Source organism: Bradyrhizobium sp. UFLA06-24 (assembly GCF_054967145.1).
Window position 1 is genome coordinate 234500 of record NZ_JADFUE010000003.1, and the last position, 15157, is coordinate 249656.

Annotated in this window: 15 protein-coding genes; 12 read left to right on the forward strand and 3 right to left on the reverse strand. The window is 65.5% G+C overall.

All coding sequences use genetic code 11. The annotated features are described in order from the left end of the window. Window positions 1-46: 46 nt before the first annotated feature. The 7 genes from xylB (at window position 47) to IF809_RS05075 (ending at window position 7639) form a co-directional block, all read left to right on the forward strand. Window positions 47-1501, forward strand: a complete 1455-nt coding sequence (xylB, locus tag IF809_RS05045) for a xylulokinase (protein WP_128968826.1) — start codon at window positions 47-49, stop codon at window positions 1499-1501. Continuing rightward, on the forward strand, window positions 1502-2824 hold the full coding sequence (gene xylA, locus IF809_RS05050; RefSeq protein WP_128968825.1) for a xylose isomerase: 1323 nt from the start codon (window positions 1502-1504) through the stop codon (window positions 2822-2824). 12 nt (window positions 2825-2836) lie between these two features. Then, a complete protein-coding gene (locus tag IF809_RS05055) occupies window positions 2837-3595 on the forward strand; it encodes an ATP-binding cassette domain-containing protein (RefSeq protein WP_462836994.1) in 759 nt (252 codons plus the stop codon). After that, on the forward strand, window positions 3595-4677 hold the full coding sequence (locus IF809_RS05060) for an ABC transporter permease (protein WP_164938930.1): 1083 nt from the start codon (window positions 3595-3597) through the stop codon (window positions 4675-4677). Before IF809_RS05055 ends, IF809_RS05060 begins: the two co-directional genes overlap by 1 nt. A 96-nt stretch (window positions 4678-4773) precedes the next feature. Further along, window positions 4774-5706: a sugar-binding protein gene (locus IF809_RS05065; RefSeq protein WP_164938929.1), complete on the forward strand. Its 933-nt coding sequence runs from the start codon at window positions 4774-4776 to the stop codon at window positions 5704-5706. Window positions 5707-5812: 106 nt separating this feature from the next. Continuing rightward, the gene (locus tag IF809_RS05070; protein ID WP_462836995.1) at window positions 5813-6790 is read left to right on the forward strand and encodes an aldo/keto reductase; all 978 of its coding nucleotides are present in this window, start codon (window positions 5813-5815) and stop codon (window positions 6788-6790) included. Between the two features lie 3 nt (window positions 6791-6793). Continuing rightward, the gene (locus tag IF809_RS05075) at window positions 6794-7639 is read left to right on the forward strand and encodes an amidohydrolase family protein (protein ID WP_462836996.1); all 846 of its coding nucleotides are present in this window, start codon (window positions 6794-6796) and stop codon (window positions 7637-7639) included. Window positions 7640-7709: 70 nt separating this feature from the next. Here IF809_RS05075 and IF809_RS05080 read toward each other — a convergent pair whose 3' ends face one another. The 3 genes from IF809_RS05080 to IF809_RS05090 all read right to left on the reverse strand — a co-directional run bounded on the left by IF809_RS05080 (window position 7710) and on the right by IF809_RS05090 (window position 10402). Further along, complete coding sequence (locus IF809_RS05080; protein ID WP_462836997.1) at window positions 7710-8075, reverse strand: nuclear transport factor 2 family protein; 366 nt, start codon at window positions 8073-8075, stop codon at window positions 7710-7712. 154 nt (window positions 8076-8229) lie between these two features. Further along, on the reverse strand, window positions 8230-8580 hold the full coding sequence (locus IF809_RS05085) for a RidA family protein (protein WP_128968818.1): 351 nt from the start codon (window positions 8578-8580) through the stop codon (window positions 8230-8232). Window positions 8581-8743: 163 nt separating this feature from the next. Beyond that, complete coding sequence (locus IF809_RS05090) at window positions 8744-10402, reverse strand: FAD-binding dehydrogenase (protein ID WP_462836998.1); 1659 nt, start codon at window positions 10400-10402, stop codon at window positions 8744-8746. Between the two features lie 249 nt (window positions 10403-10651). Between IF809_RS05090 and IF809_RS05095 the strand changes: the two genes are divergently transcribed. The 5 genes from IF809_RS05095 (at window position 10652) to IF809_RS05115 (ending at window position 15145) form a co-directional block, all read left to right on the forward strand. Further along, window positions 10652-11173, forward strand: a complete 522-nt coding sequence (locus IF809_RS05095; RefSeq protein ID WP_462836999.1) for a hypothetical protein — start codon at window positions 10652-10654, stop codon at window positions 11171-11173. A 125-nt stretch (window positions 11174-11298) separates the two neighbouring features. Beyond that, complete coding sequence (locus IF809_RS05100) at window positions 11299-11493, forward strand: hypothetical protein (RefSeq protein WP_128968815.1); 195 nt, start codon at window positions 11299-11301, stop codon at window positions 11491-11493. Window positions 11494-11511: 18 nt separating this feature from the next. Further along, window positions 11512-12102 (forward strand): SCO family protein, encoded by a 591-nt coding sequence (locus IF809_RS05105; protein ID WP_462837000.1) that lies wholly within the window; start codon window positions 11512-11514, stop codon window positions 12100-12102. A gap of 248 nt (window positions 12103-12350) precedes the next feature. Beyond that, window positions 12351-13286 carry a transporter substrate-binding domain-containing protein gene (locus IF809_RS05110; protein WP_462837014.1) on the forward strand — a complete coding sequence of 312 codons (936 nt, stop codon included), beginning with the start codon at window positions 12351-12353 and terminating at the stop codon, window positions 13284-13286. Window positions 13287-13501: 215 nt separating this feature from the next. After that, window positions 13502-15145: a lysine--tRNA ligase gene (locus tag IF809_RS05115; RefSeq protein ID WP_462837001.1), complete on the forward strand. Its 1644-nt coding sequence runs from the start codon at window positions 13502-13504 to the stop codon at window positions 15143-15145. The last annotated feature ends 12 nt before the right edge of the window (window positions 15146-15157 follow it).

The window sequence follows — 15157 nt, forward strand, 5'->3', positions numbered from 1 at the left end:
GAACAGGCGACGGAGATCGCCGGGCGGGCCAGCAAGGGAGGACGAAGTGTATCTCGGACTGGACATCGGCACGTCAGGTGTGAAGGCGGTGCTCGTCAGCGAAGCCGGCGCGGTCGTCGCGACGGCGGCGCGCGAGCTCTCGCTGTCGCATCCGGCGCCGCTGTGGTCCGAGCAGGATCCGGATGCCTGGATCGATGCTGCGATCGGCGCGGTCGACGATCTCGCGCGGCTGCATCCGCGTGAGACCGCGCGGGTGGCGGGCATCGGCCTGTCGGGCCAGATGCATGGCGCGACGCTGCTCGGTGCGGACGGGCGCCCGCTGCGTCCCGCCATCCTCTGGAACGATGGCCGCTCCCAGGCCGAGTGCATCGAGCTCGAGCGCCGCTGCCCCTCGCTGCACGCCATCGCCGGCAATCTGGCGATGCCCGGCTTCACCGCGCCAAAGCTGCTGTGGGTCGCGCGGCACGAGCCGAAGATATTCGCGCGCATCGCCAAGGTGCTGCTGCCGAAAGCCTATGTGCGCTATCGCCTGACCGGCGAGATGGTCGAGGACATGTCGGACGCGTCGGGTACGCTGTGGCTCGATGTCGGTCTGCGGCGCTGGTCGGCGCTGCTGCTGCACGCCACGGGCCTCGATCTGCACCACATGCCGCGCCTCGTCGAGGGCCGTGCCGCGAGTGCCGTGCTCGCGCCCGAATACGCGCAGCGTTGGGGCATGGCGAAAGACGTCGTGGTCGCGGGCGGCGCGGGAGACAACGCCGCGAGTGCGATCGGCCTCGGCGCCATCGCGCCGGGCGATACGTTCCTGTCGCTCGGCACCTCCGGCGTGGTGTTCCGCGTCACCGATCGCTTTGCGCCAGCGCCTGAAGCGGCGGTGCACGCATTCTGCCACGCTCTGCCGGGTCTCTGGCACCAGATGGGTGTGATGCTGTCGGCGGCGGCTTCGCTTGCCTGGCTCGCCGGCGTGATGGAGGTGCCTGCCGCGGCTCTGCTGGCGCCGCTTGGCGAGCGCGTCGACGAGCCGAGCCCCGTCAAATTCCTGCCCTATCTCGACGGCGAGCGCACCCCCCATAACGATGCCGCCGCGAGCGGCGCCTTCGTCGGCCTCCGCGCTGCGAACGGGCGCAGCCAGATCGTCCAGGCCGTGCTCGAAGGCGTCGCCTTCGCGGCGCGCGACAATCTGGCGGCGCTGAGCGCGGCGAGCGGGCCGATCACGGAAGTCGATCTCGTCGGCGGCGGCTCGCGCTCGCCGCTCTGGGCGCAAATTTGCGCCGATGTGCTCGGCATTACCGTGCACCGGGTCGAGGAGGGCGAGGTCGGCGCTGCCCTTGGCGCGGCGCGACTCGGCCGGCTTGCCGCCACGGGCGAAGATCCGGCGCAAGTGTGCGCCCGTCCGCGACGGCTCGCCAGTTTCACGCCTCGCGCATCCGCTGCGTCCGCCTATGACGAGGCCTATCGCAGCTGGCGCAAACTCTATCCCGCATTGAAGGAGACTCTTTAAGTGAACGCGCCAGCCAAATTCTTCGATGCAAGCACGCCTGTCGCCTTTGCCGGACAGGATGTGGAAAATGCGCTCGCCTTTCGCTGGTACGACAAGGACCGCATGGTTCACGGCCGCAGGCTCGAGGACCACCTGCGCTTCGCGGTCTGCTACTGGCATTCGCTGTGCTGGCCGGGCGGCGACCCGTTCGGCGGCGAGACGTTCCTGCGGCCCTGGCACCACGGCTCGGATCCGATGGCGATGGCGCGCGCCAAGGCGGATGTCGCCTTCGAGCTGTTCCGCCTGCTCGATGTGCCCTTCTTCACCTTCCACGACGTCGACGCGGCGCCGGAAGGCAATTCGCTCCGCGAATCCGTCGCCAATCTCAACGCGATCGCCGATCTGTTCGAAACGAAGATGGCCTCAGCCAAGGTGCGTCTGCTCTGGGGCACCGCGAACCTGTTCACGCACCGCCGCTACATGGCCGGTGCGGCGACCAATCCGGACCCCGATATCTTTACCTATGCTGCCGGACAGGTTCGTGCCGCCCTGGAGGTGACGCATAGGCTTGGCGGCCAGAACTACGTGCTCTGGGGCGGCCGCGAGGGCTACGAGACGCTGCTCAACACCGATCTCAAGCGCGAGCTCGATCAGCTCGGCCGCTTCGTGTCGCTGGTGGTCGAGCACAAGCACAAGATCGGTTTCAAGGGGCCGATCCTGATCGAGCCGAAGCCGAAAGAGCCGACCAAGCACCAATATGATTTCGACGTCGCCACCTGCTACGGCTTCCTGGCGCGCTACGATTTGCTCAAAGACGTCAAGCTCAACATCGAGCAGAACCACGCCATTCTCGCCGGCCACTCCTTCCATCACGAGGTCGCGCTGGCCGAGGCGCTCGGCGTGTTCGGCTCGCTCGACATCAACCGCGGCGACGATCTGCTCGGCTGGGACACCGACCAGTTTGCGATGAATGTTCCCGAGCTGGCGCTGGTGTTCCACGAGATCCTGAACCGCGGCGGCTTCACCTCGGGCGGGCTCAATTTCGACGCAAAAATCCGCCGCCAGTCGATCGATCCCGATGACCTCCTCCATGCCCATGTCGGCTCGATGGATGCCTGCGCGCGGGCGTTCCTCGCCGCCGCCGACATCCTCGATGCCGGTGCCCTCACCGGACCGTTGGTCAAGCGTTACGAGGGATGGGCCGGCCCGGAAGGCCGAGCCATCCTCGGCGGCCAGCGTTCGCTCGCCGATCTCGCCGATCGCGCGCAGGAGCCGGGCTTCGACCCGCAACCGCGCTCGGGGCGGCAGGAATATCTGGAATCACTCGTCAATCGCTACGTCTGAGCGAGGTTGCTGATGGCAAGAGCTGAAACAACACCGATCATCGAGCTCGCCGGCATCGGCAAGGAGTTCGGCGCCATCCGTGCGCTGCACGACGTCGACATGCAGGTGCGCCCGGGCGAGGTGGTCGGGCTGATGGGCGACAACGGCGCCGGCAAGTCGACGCTGGTCAAGATCATCGCCGGCAATTTCCGCCCGACCCACGGCGAGATCCGCTTCGGCGGCAATGCCGTCCATTTCAATCGGCCGATCGACGCCCGCGCGGTCGGCATCGAGGTCGTCTATCAGGATCTCGCGCTCGCGGATAATCTGACCGCGGCTGCCAACGTGTTTCTCGGCCGCGAGCTGAAGCGCAAGTTCGGACCCATCGCGCTGCTCGACCACAAGGCAATGGCTTCCCGCGCGCTGGAGCTGTTCGGTGAGCTGCGCTCGGAAACGCGGCCCGACGATCTCGTCAAGCAGATGTCGGGTGGCCAGCGTCAGGCCGTCGCGATCGCGCGGACCCGGCTCTCCAATGCCAGGCTGGTGATGATGGACGAGCCGACGGCGGCGATCTCGGTCCGCCAGGTCGAGCAGGTGCTGGGCCTGATTCACCGGCTGAAGGAGCAGGGCGTCGCCGTGATGCTGATCTCGCACCGCATGCCCGACGTGTTCGCGGTGTGCGACCGCGTCGTCGTGATGCGCCGCGGCGAGAAGCGGGCCGACAAGCCGATCCACGAGACCTCTCCCGAGGAAGTCACCGCCCTCATCACCGGCGCGAAGGAGGCGGCGTGATGGCCATGCCCATGGAATCTCCCGTCACGTTCTCCAACGTCGGCAAGAGCAAATGGTGGCAGCGTGGCATCTTCGCCTCCCAGACCGGCTATGTGCTGCTGGCGCTGGCGGTGCTGCTCGTCGTCATGCACTTCGCCAGCCCCTATTTCTTCACCGAAGGCAATATGCAGAACGTGGCGAAGAACTTTTCCTTCGTCGCGATCGCGACCCTCGGCGTCACCTTCGTCATCATCACCGGCGGGATCGATCTCTCCGTGGGATCGATGATGTGTTTCTCCGCGATCATCACCTCGATGGTGATGACCGAGCTTTCGACGCCCGGCGGGTTCGGCGCCTCGTTGTTCGTTCATATGGCAGCTGACGGCAAAACCGTGCTCGCCAACGTTCCGGGCCTGATCCTGCTGGTCTCGGTGCTGGCGGGACTTGTCGTCGCCTTGATCGTCGGTCTGGTCAACGGCTTCTGCATCGCAATGCTGGGGCTGTCGCCCTTCGTCACCACGCTCGGCATGCTCTCGATCGTGCGTGGCCTCTGCTATGTCGTCACCAACGGCCGTGGCAGTTTTCCGGGCGGGCCCGATGCCGACTATTTCTATGCGCTGACATCGGGCGACGTGCTCGGCGTGCCCGTTCCCTTCATCTATCTGGTGATTCTCGCGCTGGTGATGGCCGTGGTGCTGCATCACACCTCGTTCGGTCGCCATGTCTTCGCGCTCGGCGGCAACGAGAAGGCAGCGGAACTCACCGGCATTCCGGTCGTGCGGGTGAAGATCGAGGTCTATGTGATCTGCGCGCTTGCCGCCGGCCTGCAGGGGATCATCATCTCCGGCTGGCTCGGCTCCGCGCCGGCCAACATGGCGACCTCCTACGAGCTCAACGTGATCGCGGCCGCCGTGATCGGCGGCGCGAACCTCGCCGGCGGCATCGGTGGTCCGCTCGGGGCCATCGTGGGCTGCGTGCTGCTGGAAGTCATCCGCAACGGCCTCGTGCTGGCGCAGGTCTCTTCCTACTGGCAGCAGGCGCTGGTGGGCGTGATCATCATCCTGGCCGTGCTGGTCGACCGTATCCGTTCGCGGATGATTTGACGTGACGTCGTTACGGGAAGGCAACGAAAATCCTGCCTGTCCGCTTCCCGGACGAATCTTTCAGAGGATAGGCGCCAAACAAGGGTGGAGGAGACCATGAGGAAAATTCTTCTTGCCGGCATCGCGGTGGCGATGATGGCGACGCCGGCACTTGCCGCGAACTACCGTTTCGTGATCGTGCCGAAGGCGATGAACAATCCGTTCTTCGACTTCGCACGCGACGGCTGCGAGAAGCGCGCCAAGGAGCTTGGCAACATCGAGTGCATCTACAAGGGTCCGGTCGAGCATGAGCCGGCGACGCAGGCGCAGATCATCCAGGACTTCGTCACCCAGAAGGTCGACGGACTTGCGATCTCGGTAGCCGACGTTGCCGCCATGACCAAGTCGATCGAGGCGGCGTCAGCCGCCGGCATCCCCGTCATCACCTTCGATGCGGACGCGCCAGGCTCCAAGCGCATCGCCTATATCGGCACCAACAACAAGGAATTCGGCCTCGCGCTCGGCAAGCAATTGCTCAAGCTCCGTCCCGACGGAGGCAAATACGCCATGGTTTCCGGTGGTCCCGGCGCCAAGAACCTCGCCGAGCGTGTCGATGGCGTCCGCGAGGCGCTGAAAGGCTCGAAATGGACCGAGGTCTCGGGTTCGCCGACCTTCTGCAACGACGATCCCGCGCTCGCCGTGCAGCAGATGACCGATCTGCGCACCGCGACGCCCGACCTCGCCGCGATCGTTCCCGTCGGCGGCTGGCCGATGTTCGCGCCCGAGGGCTTCAAGGCCTTCGCCAGCAGGTACAAGAAGGATATCGACAGCGGCAAGTTCACCCTCGTCGTCGCCGATACGCTGAAGATGCAGCTCGAGCTGCTGCGCGATGGCTACGCCAATGCGCTGGTCGGTCAACGTCCGTTCGAGATGGGCGAGAAGGCGATGGATACGCTGCTCGCCATCAAGAAGGGCGAGAAGGTGCCGGAAATCGTCTACACCGGCCTTGATCTCGTGACCAAGGACAACGTCGCGCAGATGTTGAAGTAGCGGATGCTCCAACAGGAGTGCTGCCAGCCCCGCACTCCTGTTGCTCTCTCCCGCTTGCAGCCTCCGCAAGCGGGAGAGATACTCGCGTTGGGAAGGAACAAGAAGAATGAAACGTACGCGATTGGGCTCCCTCGACGTCACCGCAATCGGTCTCGGTTCCGCCCCGCTCGGCGGATTGTTCAGCCCCGTCAGCGACACCGACGCGGAAGCAACGCTTGCAGCCGGCTGGTCGGCCGGCATCCGTTTCTACGACACCGCGCCGCTCTACGGCTTTGGCCTCGCGGAACGGCGGCTGGGCGCCTTCCTGCGGCGGCAGCCGCGGGAGTCCTATGCGATCTCGACCAAGGTCGGTCGCCTGTTGCGCGTGCCTGATGGCGCGGCGGTGGAGGATGATCACTACAAGGGCACGCCGCGTGAGCGGCCGGTCTTCGATTTCAGCCATGACGGCGTGATGCGGTCGGTGGAGGAGAGCCTGGTCAGGCTCGGGCTCGACCGCGTCGATGTCCTGCTCGTGCACGATCCCGATGATCATTATGACGAAGCCGTGGGTGGCGCCTTCCGCGCGCTGGAGCGGCTGCGCGCCGACGGCACGATCAAGGCGATCGGTGCCGGCATGAATCAGTCGGAGATGCTGGTTCGCTTCGCTGAAGCCGTGCCGGTCGACTGTTTCCTGCTCGCTGGCCGCTACACGCTGCTCGACCAGGGCGCGCTCGACGCGCTGTTTCCGGTCTGCACCGCGAAGAACATCGGTATCCTGCTCGGCGGCATCTACAACAGCGGCATCCTGGCGAATCCGCATATGGGCGCGAAGTTCAACTATGAGGATGCCGATCCGGCGCTGGTCGGGCGCGCGCTCGCGCTCGATGAACTCTGCCGCAAGCACGGCACCGAACTGAAGGCTGCCGCACTCCAGTTCTGCATGGCTCATCCTGCGGTGACGGTCGCGGTGATGGGGGCGCGCAACGCCGCCGAGGTCGCCGACAACATCGCGATGTCGGAGCGCAAGGTGCCGCAAGCCTTCTGGCAGGAGCTGCGCGCGCGTGGTCTCGTCGACGCGCGGGCGCCGCTGCCCGGCGGAGCGTGAGCCGTGATCATCGACGCCCACCAGCATTTCTGGGATCCTGCGCACGCCTGCTATCCCTGGATGAACGGCCCCGAGCTCGCGCCGATCCGCCGCCCCTTCGGCCCCGCCGATCTCGCGCCATTGCTGGAGGCGAACGGCATCGATGCCAGCATCGTGGTGCAATGCCGCTCCTCGGTCGCGGAGACCGAGGAATTCCTGGGCGTCGCGCATGCTACGCCCTCCGTCATCGGCGTCGTCGGCTGGGCCGACCTGACCGATGCTGCGCTTGGTGCCACGCTCGATCGCCTGCGCACACTGCCGGGCGGCGCAAAGCTGGTCGGTATCCGTCACCAGGTTCACGATGAAGCTGATCCCGACTGGCTGCTGTGTGCCGACGTCCAGCGCGGGCTGGCGGCGTTGTTCGCCCGCGATCTCGCCTACGATTTCCTCGTCCGCACCCGCGAGCTGCCGGCGGCGATTGCGACCGCGAAAGCGTTTCCGCAAGCCCGCTTCGTGCTCGACCATTCGGCAAAGCCGCCGATTGCGGACGGGGGCAGCGCCGAATGGGCCGACCGCATCGCGGCGGTTGCGGCATGCGGCAACGTCTGGTGCAAGGTCTCGGGCCTCGCGACGGAAGCGAAATGGAGCGATTGGGATGCGGAGCGGCTGTTTCCCTTCGTCCGGCATGTCGCGAATTGCTTCGGCGAGGACCGCCTGATCTTCGGCTCCGACTGGCCGGTGTGCCTGCTCGCGGGCAGCTACGGCGAGATCAAGAGCGCGCTGGAGACGTGTCTGGCGAAGCTGGGCGCGAGCGTACGCGAGAAGGCGTTTGGGGTGAACGCGAAGGCCGCGTATCGGCTGGCGGGTTAGGCCGCGCACTCCACGTACTCGTCCCGGCCTCCGCCGGGACGACGATCGAGTTTGTGGTCGCCCTCGTGCCTCACGCCCCCGCGGGCACCTGGTCCAGGAATCCCGTGATGCTTCTGATCCGCCCGTCCTTCAGCACGGCGAAATCAGTCCCCTTGATCGGGCTGTCGATGCCGTCGGGGCCGAGGCCCCACGAGAAGCGGACGTGGTCGCCGTAGCCGTTGGGCTCACCGATCAGCCTGAACCTGAAGTCCGGAAAACGCTGCTGCACGCCTGCGATCAAGGCATCGATGCCGTCTCGGCCGTCGCCCTTCATCAGCGGGTCGACATAGCTCGCATCCGTGGTCCAGAACTCGCTGAGCAATTCGCGGCGGCGATTTTGCGCGCGCTCGTTCCAGAGATCGATATAGCGGCGGGCGATGGTGACATGGTCGGTCATGGTGCTCTCCTTCGATGGCGCCGTGGTCGGCTGTCGCAACTATCGAAGGTTCGCGGGCGAGGATCGATTACCTCGGAGATCATGGTTGCCTAAAAAGATGGAGCGCGATGATGGTCTCATCGCGCTCCGGCAGCATGCAGAATGACGGCGCGAATTACTTCGCCGCGATCACCATGATCTCGACGGTGTATTGCGGCGCCGCCAGCTTGGCTTCGACGGTGGCGCGGGCCGGGGTATTGCCGGGCGAGACCCAGCCGTCCCACACGGCGTTCATTTCCTGGAACGTCTTCATGTCGGTGATGTAGATGGTGGCGGACAGCAGCTTCGACTTGTCGGTGCCGGCCTTGGCGAGGTGGCCGTCGATGGTCTTCAGGATGTCCTGGGTCTGCTTGGTCACGCTTTCGCCGGCCGCGTTGCTGGCGACGACGCCGGCGAGATAGACGGTGTTGCCGTGCACGACGACCTGGCTCATGCGCGGGCCGGTCTCAAAACGCTGAATGCTCATTTACGGAATCTCCTTCGGGGAATGGCGGCCTTGTCTAGCGCAGCCCCCCGCGGCGAGCCACCCCGGCCATGCAGGCTTTGCCGTCCACGCATGCATGACCGACAATGCATGCGGGCAACCAGGCCGGCTGAAGTCCCAAATCGTCTTCCGCGCTCACCCGCCACTACCCCACGGCTTTCGCCGCGGCGCGTCCGGCATTGCGGCCCGAGAACAGGCAGCCGCCGAGGAAGGTGCCCTCCAGCGAGCGATAGCCGTGCATGCCGCCGCCGCCGAAGCCCGCGGCTTCGCCGACGGCATAGAGTCCGGGAATGATCTGCCCTTCGCTGCCGAACACGCGCGAGTCGAGATCGGTCTCGAAGCCGCCGAGCGTCTTGCGCGTGAGGATGTTGAGCTTGACCGCGATCAGCGGCCCCTGCGCGGGATCGAGAATGCGGTGCGGCGCGGCCGTGCGGATCAGTTTGTCGCCGATGTAACGGCGCGCATTGTGGATGTTCATCACCTGCGCATCCTTGACGTAGGGGTTGGCGATCTCGCGGTCGCGCGCCTCGATCTGCATCTTGATCTCGTCGAGCTTGAGCAGATCGTTGCCGACAAGCTTGTTCATGGCCGCGACGAGATCCTCGATCTTGTCGCGCACGATGAAGTCGACGCCCTGGCTCTTGAACGCCTCCACCGGCGCCGGTGCGCCCTTGTTGGTGGCGCGGCGCAAGGTCATGCGCCAGCTTTTCCCTGTCAGGTCCGGATTCTGCTCGGAGCCCGACAGCGCGAACTCCTTCTTGATGATGGCCTGCGTCAGGACGAACCAGGAATAATCATGGCCTGTCGACATGATGTATTTGAGCTGGCCGAGCGTGTCCGATCCCGGGAAGAGCGGAGCCGGCAATCGCTTGCCCGTGGCGTCGAACCACATCGAGGAGGGGCCGGGCAGGATGCGGATGCCGTGGCGCGGCCAGATCGGCGACCAGTTCTGGATGCCCTCGACATAGTGCCACATGCGGTCGCGGTTGATCAGCCGCGCGCCTGATGTCTCGGTGATGCCGATCATGCGGCCGTCGACGTGCTCGGGCACGCCGGAGATCATGAATTTCGGCGGCTCGCCCAGCCGCTTCGGCCAGTTCGCCCGCACCAGATCGTGGTTGCCGCCGATGCCGCCGGAGGCGACGATCACCGCCTGCGCCTTCAGCGCAAACTCGCCGACGACATCGCGCGACGAACTCTTGCCGCGCTCGATCGTGTCGGCTGCGAGGATCGCACCGCTGACGCCGTCCACGGTCCCGTCAGTGATCGAGAGCGCATCGACACGATGGCGGAACTTGAAGGCCAGCCGGCCGCTCTTGGCGGCCTCGCGCGCGCGGCGCTCGAACGGCTCGACGATGCCGGGGCCAGTGCCCCAGGTGACGTGAAAGCGCGGCACCGAATTGCCGTGGCCCATCGCATCATAGCCGCCGCGCTCGGCCCAGCCGACCACCGGGAAGATGCGATGGCCCATCGCACGCAGCCAGTCGCGCTTCTCGCCGGCGGCGAACGCGACATAGGCCTCGGCCCATTTGCGCGGCCAGACATCCTCCTCGCGGTCGAAGCCGGCGGTGCCGAGCCAGTCCTGCATCGCAAGCTCGAAGGAGTCCTTGATGCCGAGCCGGCGCTGCTCCGGCGAATCGACCAGAAACAATCCACCGAACGACCAGAACGCCTGGCCACCGAGCGATTGCTCGCCTTCCTGGTCGAGGACGATGACGCGCTTGCCGGCATCGGCGATCTCGGTCGCCGCCACCAGTCCCGATAGTCCTCCGCCGACGACAATGACGTCCGCCTGCTCAGCCATGAGTTCCCCCTGTAGTTGCCCGGGATTGAAGCCAGTCGGCGCAACTGAGATCAAGGGCTTGTCGCGTAAGACATCCTTAACTTGTTCCACTTTGGGATCGAGGCCGGCCAAGTGCAGCGCGGACGCAACACTGGATTTGAATTTGTTTTGAGCAAGCCGGGCTGCCTAGACAAAACCGCAGAGTCGACGGACGCTGGGCGCGCATCACCACCTGACACGCAGATTCGAAAACGACTGGGGCGGGGAACAATGAAGTTTCTGACGGGGTTGCTTGCGGCGATTTGCTTGATCGCTTGCATGGGGGCTTCTCACGCGGTGGTTCGGATCGCGGATGACCGCGGCGGCCGGATCGGAACCTACGTCGACAAGTACCAGGACCTGCGCCAATCAGGCGACACCGTCATCATCGATGGTCTCTGCGCCTCTGCCTGCACCATCGTGCTCGGCGCCATTCCCCACGACCGGATCTGCGTGACCTCGAGCGCGACGCTCGGCTTCCACGCCGCCTGGGATTTCGGCGCCAACGGCCGCGCCGTCACCAATCCCGAAGCGACCCAGATGCTCTATGCGATGTATCCCTCCCAGGTGAAGCGCTGGATCAAGGACCGCGGCGGCCTCACCCCGCACATGCTGTTCCTGAGGGGCAAGCAGCTGCAGGCCATGTACAAGCCCTGCTACCTCGACGCGCAGGCCTCGACCATCAAGCCGTCGCGTCGGCCGCTGCCGCAGTCGGACCAGCTCGAATCCGCCCGCGGCCAGCTACTGCACTGACTTTCTCAGCCTGACCGGACCGTCCTGGTCCGCCGCGGCGCCTTGCTTGCTGGCGGTGCCTTGCCCGCAGGCGGGCCAAGGCTTATCTGGAGCCCGGAACCGGGGCCTTCGCCCCGATCATTGCCATGGCTCAACCCATGCATCCGGCAAATCCTGTATCGGACAATTCGCCCAGTACCGGCCGGACGCCGGCCGTGCTGCTGTTGGCGGGCGCAAGCGTCGGCGGTCTTGTTGTGATCGGCGCGCTGGTGCTCTGGTTCCATTACGGCACCCAGGTGTTCTTCGAAATGATCAGAACCGGCTTCGCCGCCTGCTTCTGACCCGGAAAGTCTTCGCTCATGAGCTCCACCGTCCGTCCGCTGGTGATCGCGACCGCCTTCGCCGCAAGCCTCGTCCTCGGTCTCCTGGTGCTGTTCTGGGCGATGGGCGGGGTCAGCAAGGTGGCTCAGCCGGCGGCGATCGGCGGCCCGTTCCAGCTCACCGACCAGAACGGCAAGCCCGTCACCGACAAGAGCCTCAAGGGCAAGCCGACCCTGATCTTCTTCGGCTACACCCATTGCCCCGACGTCTGCCCGACCTCGCTGTTCGAGATGTCGGAAGTGCTGCGCGCGATGGGCAAGGATGCCGACAAGGTCAACGCCGTCTTCATCTCGGTCGATCCCGAGCGCGACACCCCCGCGACGATGAAGGAGTATCTGTCGAGCTTCGATCCGCATCTCGAGGGCCTGTCCGGCGATCCCGCCGAGACCGCCAAGGTGATCACCTCGTACCGGGTCTATGCCAAGAAGGTGCCGACCAAGGACGGCGACTACACCATGGACCATACCGCGCTGATCTATCTGATGGACCGCGACGGGCGTTTCGTCTCGCCGTTCAACCTGAAACGGACCCCGGAAGAAGCTGCGGCGGATCTGAAGAAGTATCTCTAGGAAGGCGCAACGATCGCGCGGCGTCCTCGGTGCAACCTCTCCCGCTTGCGGGGGAGGTCGGCGCGAAGCGCCGGGTGGGGGCTCTATCCTCAGGGAGAGTCTTCGTTGCCGAGACACCCTCTCCCCAACCCTCCCCGCAGGCGAGGGAGGGGGCGTACCTTCACCTTGGCTGCAATCGGCGCTCGCCTTCCCGGCCGGATGGTCTATAAGGCCTTCCGATCCCAATGAAATTCAGTCATTTTCGGCCGATGGCTCCATCGCAACAGGCGAAATCGTCCAAATCTGCCCGTGGCTTGCTGACGGGGCTGGTCGCCGCGGCGTGCCTGCTTGCAGGCCTGTCCGGCGTCCGCGCGCAGGTCCCGGCCAAGCCGCCGCCGGCGGCCCCTCAAGCCACGCCCAAGGTCGCGCCCCAAGCCGCTCCGCAGGCCGTGCCCGGCTTCTGGGACCCGCGGCGGCGGCCGGAGCGGCCGGACCTGTCGCGCCTGACCGTGATCCGCTTCCTGACCGAGACCGACTATCCGCCGTTCAACTACACCGGCGCCGACGGCAACCCGGCCGGCTTCAACGTCGACCTCGCCCGCAGCCTGTGCGAGGAGATCAAGGTCAGCTGCACGGTGCAGATGCGCCGCTTCGAGACGCTGGTCGATGCGCTCACCTCCAACCGGGGCGATGCCATCATCGCATCCATGGCCGTGAGCCCGCAGCTGCGCGCGCGCGTCGACTTCACCGATCCCTATTACCGCGTGCCGGCGCGCTTCGCCTCGCGCAAGGATGCGGTGATGCCGGAGATCCGCCCCGAATATCTCGAAGGCAAGAAGGTCGGCGTCATCGCGGGCTCCGCGCATGAGGCGTATCTGAAAGCGATGTTCACCGACGCCGAGCTGCACGCCTATCCCAATGACGACGCATTGCGCGCCGCGCTGCGCAAGGGCGAGGTCGACTTCATCTTCGGCGACGCCATCTCGCTGGCGTTCTGGATCAACGGCACGGACTCCGGCGATTGCTGCGCCTTCTCCGGCGGTCCCTTCGTCGAGAGCCGCTTCTTCGGCGAAGGCGTCGGCATCGCCGTGCGCAAGGGCAACGACGTGCTGCGCCAGGCGCTGAACTGGGCCCTGTTCCGCGTCTGGGAAAAAGGCCGCTACACCGATCTGTGGCTGCGGTATTTCTCGGTGAGCCCGTTCTAGCTTCTGCGCTGCTGCCTCATCGTCATTGCGAGGAGCCCGTGACAAAATTGCGGAGCAATTTTGCACTGGTGCGACGAAGCAATCCAGACTGTTTCCGCGGAGAGATTCTGGATTGCTTCGCGTCGCTCGCAATGACGGTGCGGGAGGCAATACCGCCCACAAAATTGCATTCTGCCCGGAAATCGCTATTTTCCGCGGCCCGGAGGCCCTTCTGAATGTCCGTTATCGATCCCAACATGAGCCCGTGCGATCTTCGTGCGCTCGCCGAGCAATCCAACGCCTGGCCGTTCGAGCAGGCGAAGGCCATTGTCGCGCGGCTGAAGAAGAACCCGAAGGACGAGGTGCTGTTCGAGACCGGTTACGGTCCCTCCGGCCTGCCGCATATCGGCACGTTCGGCGAGGTCGCGCGCACCTCGATGGTGCGGCATGCCTTCCGGGTGCTGACCGAGGACAAGATCAGGACGCGCCTGCTCGCCTTCTCCGACGACATGGACGGCTTCCGCAAGGTGCCCGACAACGTGCCGAACAAGGAGTTGCTGGCGCAGTATCTCGGACGGCCGCTCACCGCGGTGCCCGACCCGTTTTCGAACGAGCATCCGTCCTTTGGCGACGCCAACAATGCGCGCTTGCGCGCGTTCCTGGATCATTTCGGCTTCGACTACGAGTTCGCGAGCTCGACCGTCTATTACAAGTCGGGCCGTTTCGATGCGACGCTGCTGAAGATGCTCGCCGCCTACGACAAGATCATGGACATCATCCTGCCGACGCTGGGTCCCGATCGCCGCGCCACCTATTCGCCGTTCCTGCCGATCAGCAAGACCACGGGAGTCGTGCTCCAGGTGCCGATGGTCCGCCGCGACGTCGCGGCCGGCACTGTGACCTATGTCGACCCTGATACCAACCAGGAAGTCGAAACGCCTGTTACCGGCGGCAACGTCAAGTGCCAGTGGAAGGCGGATTGGGCGATGCGGTGGGTCGCGCTCGGCGTCGACTACGAGATGGCCGGCAAGGACCTGATCGATTCCGTGAAGCTCTCGGGCGCGATCGCGCGGGCACTCGGCGGCACGCCGCCCGAAGGCTTCAACTACGAGCTCTTCCTCGACGAGAAAGGCCAGAAGATCTCGAAGTCGAAGGGCAACGGCCTCACCATCGACGAATGGCTGCGCTACGCCTCGCCGGAATCGCTGTCGCTGTTCATGTATCGCGAGCCAAAGGCGGCGAAGCGGTTGTTCTTCGACGTCATCCCGCGCCAGGTCGACGACTACCAGCAGTTCATCGACGGCTTTCAGAAGCAGGACGCCAAGCAGCAACTCGGCAATCCGGTCTGGCACATCCACAACGGCAAGCCGCCGCAGGGCGACATGCCCGTCACGTTCCAGCTGCTGCTCACGCTGGTGTCGTCGTCGAACGCGGAGAACGCCGAGACGCTGTGGGGCTTCATCGGCCGCTATCGTCCGGGCGTCAGCCCGCAGACGCATCCGAAGCTCGATGCGATGGTCGGTTACGCCATCAACTATTACCGCGACTTCGTCGCGCCGACGAAGCAGTTCCGCGTGCCCACGGACACCGAGCGCGCCGCATTGCAGGACCTGCGCGATGCGCTGTCGCAGCTGCCGCAGGACGCTTCCGCCGAGGACATCCAGAACGTCGTCTACGAGATCGGTCGTCGTGAGCCGTTCCTCGACCAGGCCAAGAAGGGCAAGGACGGCCGCCCCGGCGTCACGCTCGACTGGTTCAACATGCTTTACCAGGTGCTGCTCGGCCAGGAGAAGGGCCCGCGCTTCGGCTCCTTCGTCGCGGTCTATGGCGTGCAGAACGCCGTCAACATGATCGACGGCGCGCTGGCGCGAAGCGCGTGAGGTATCCCTCGG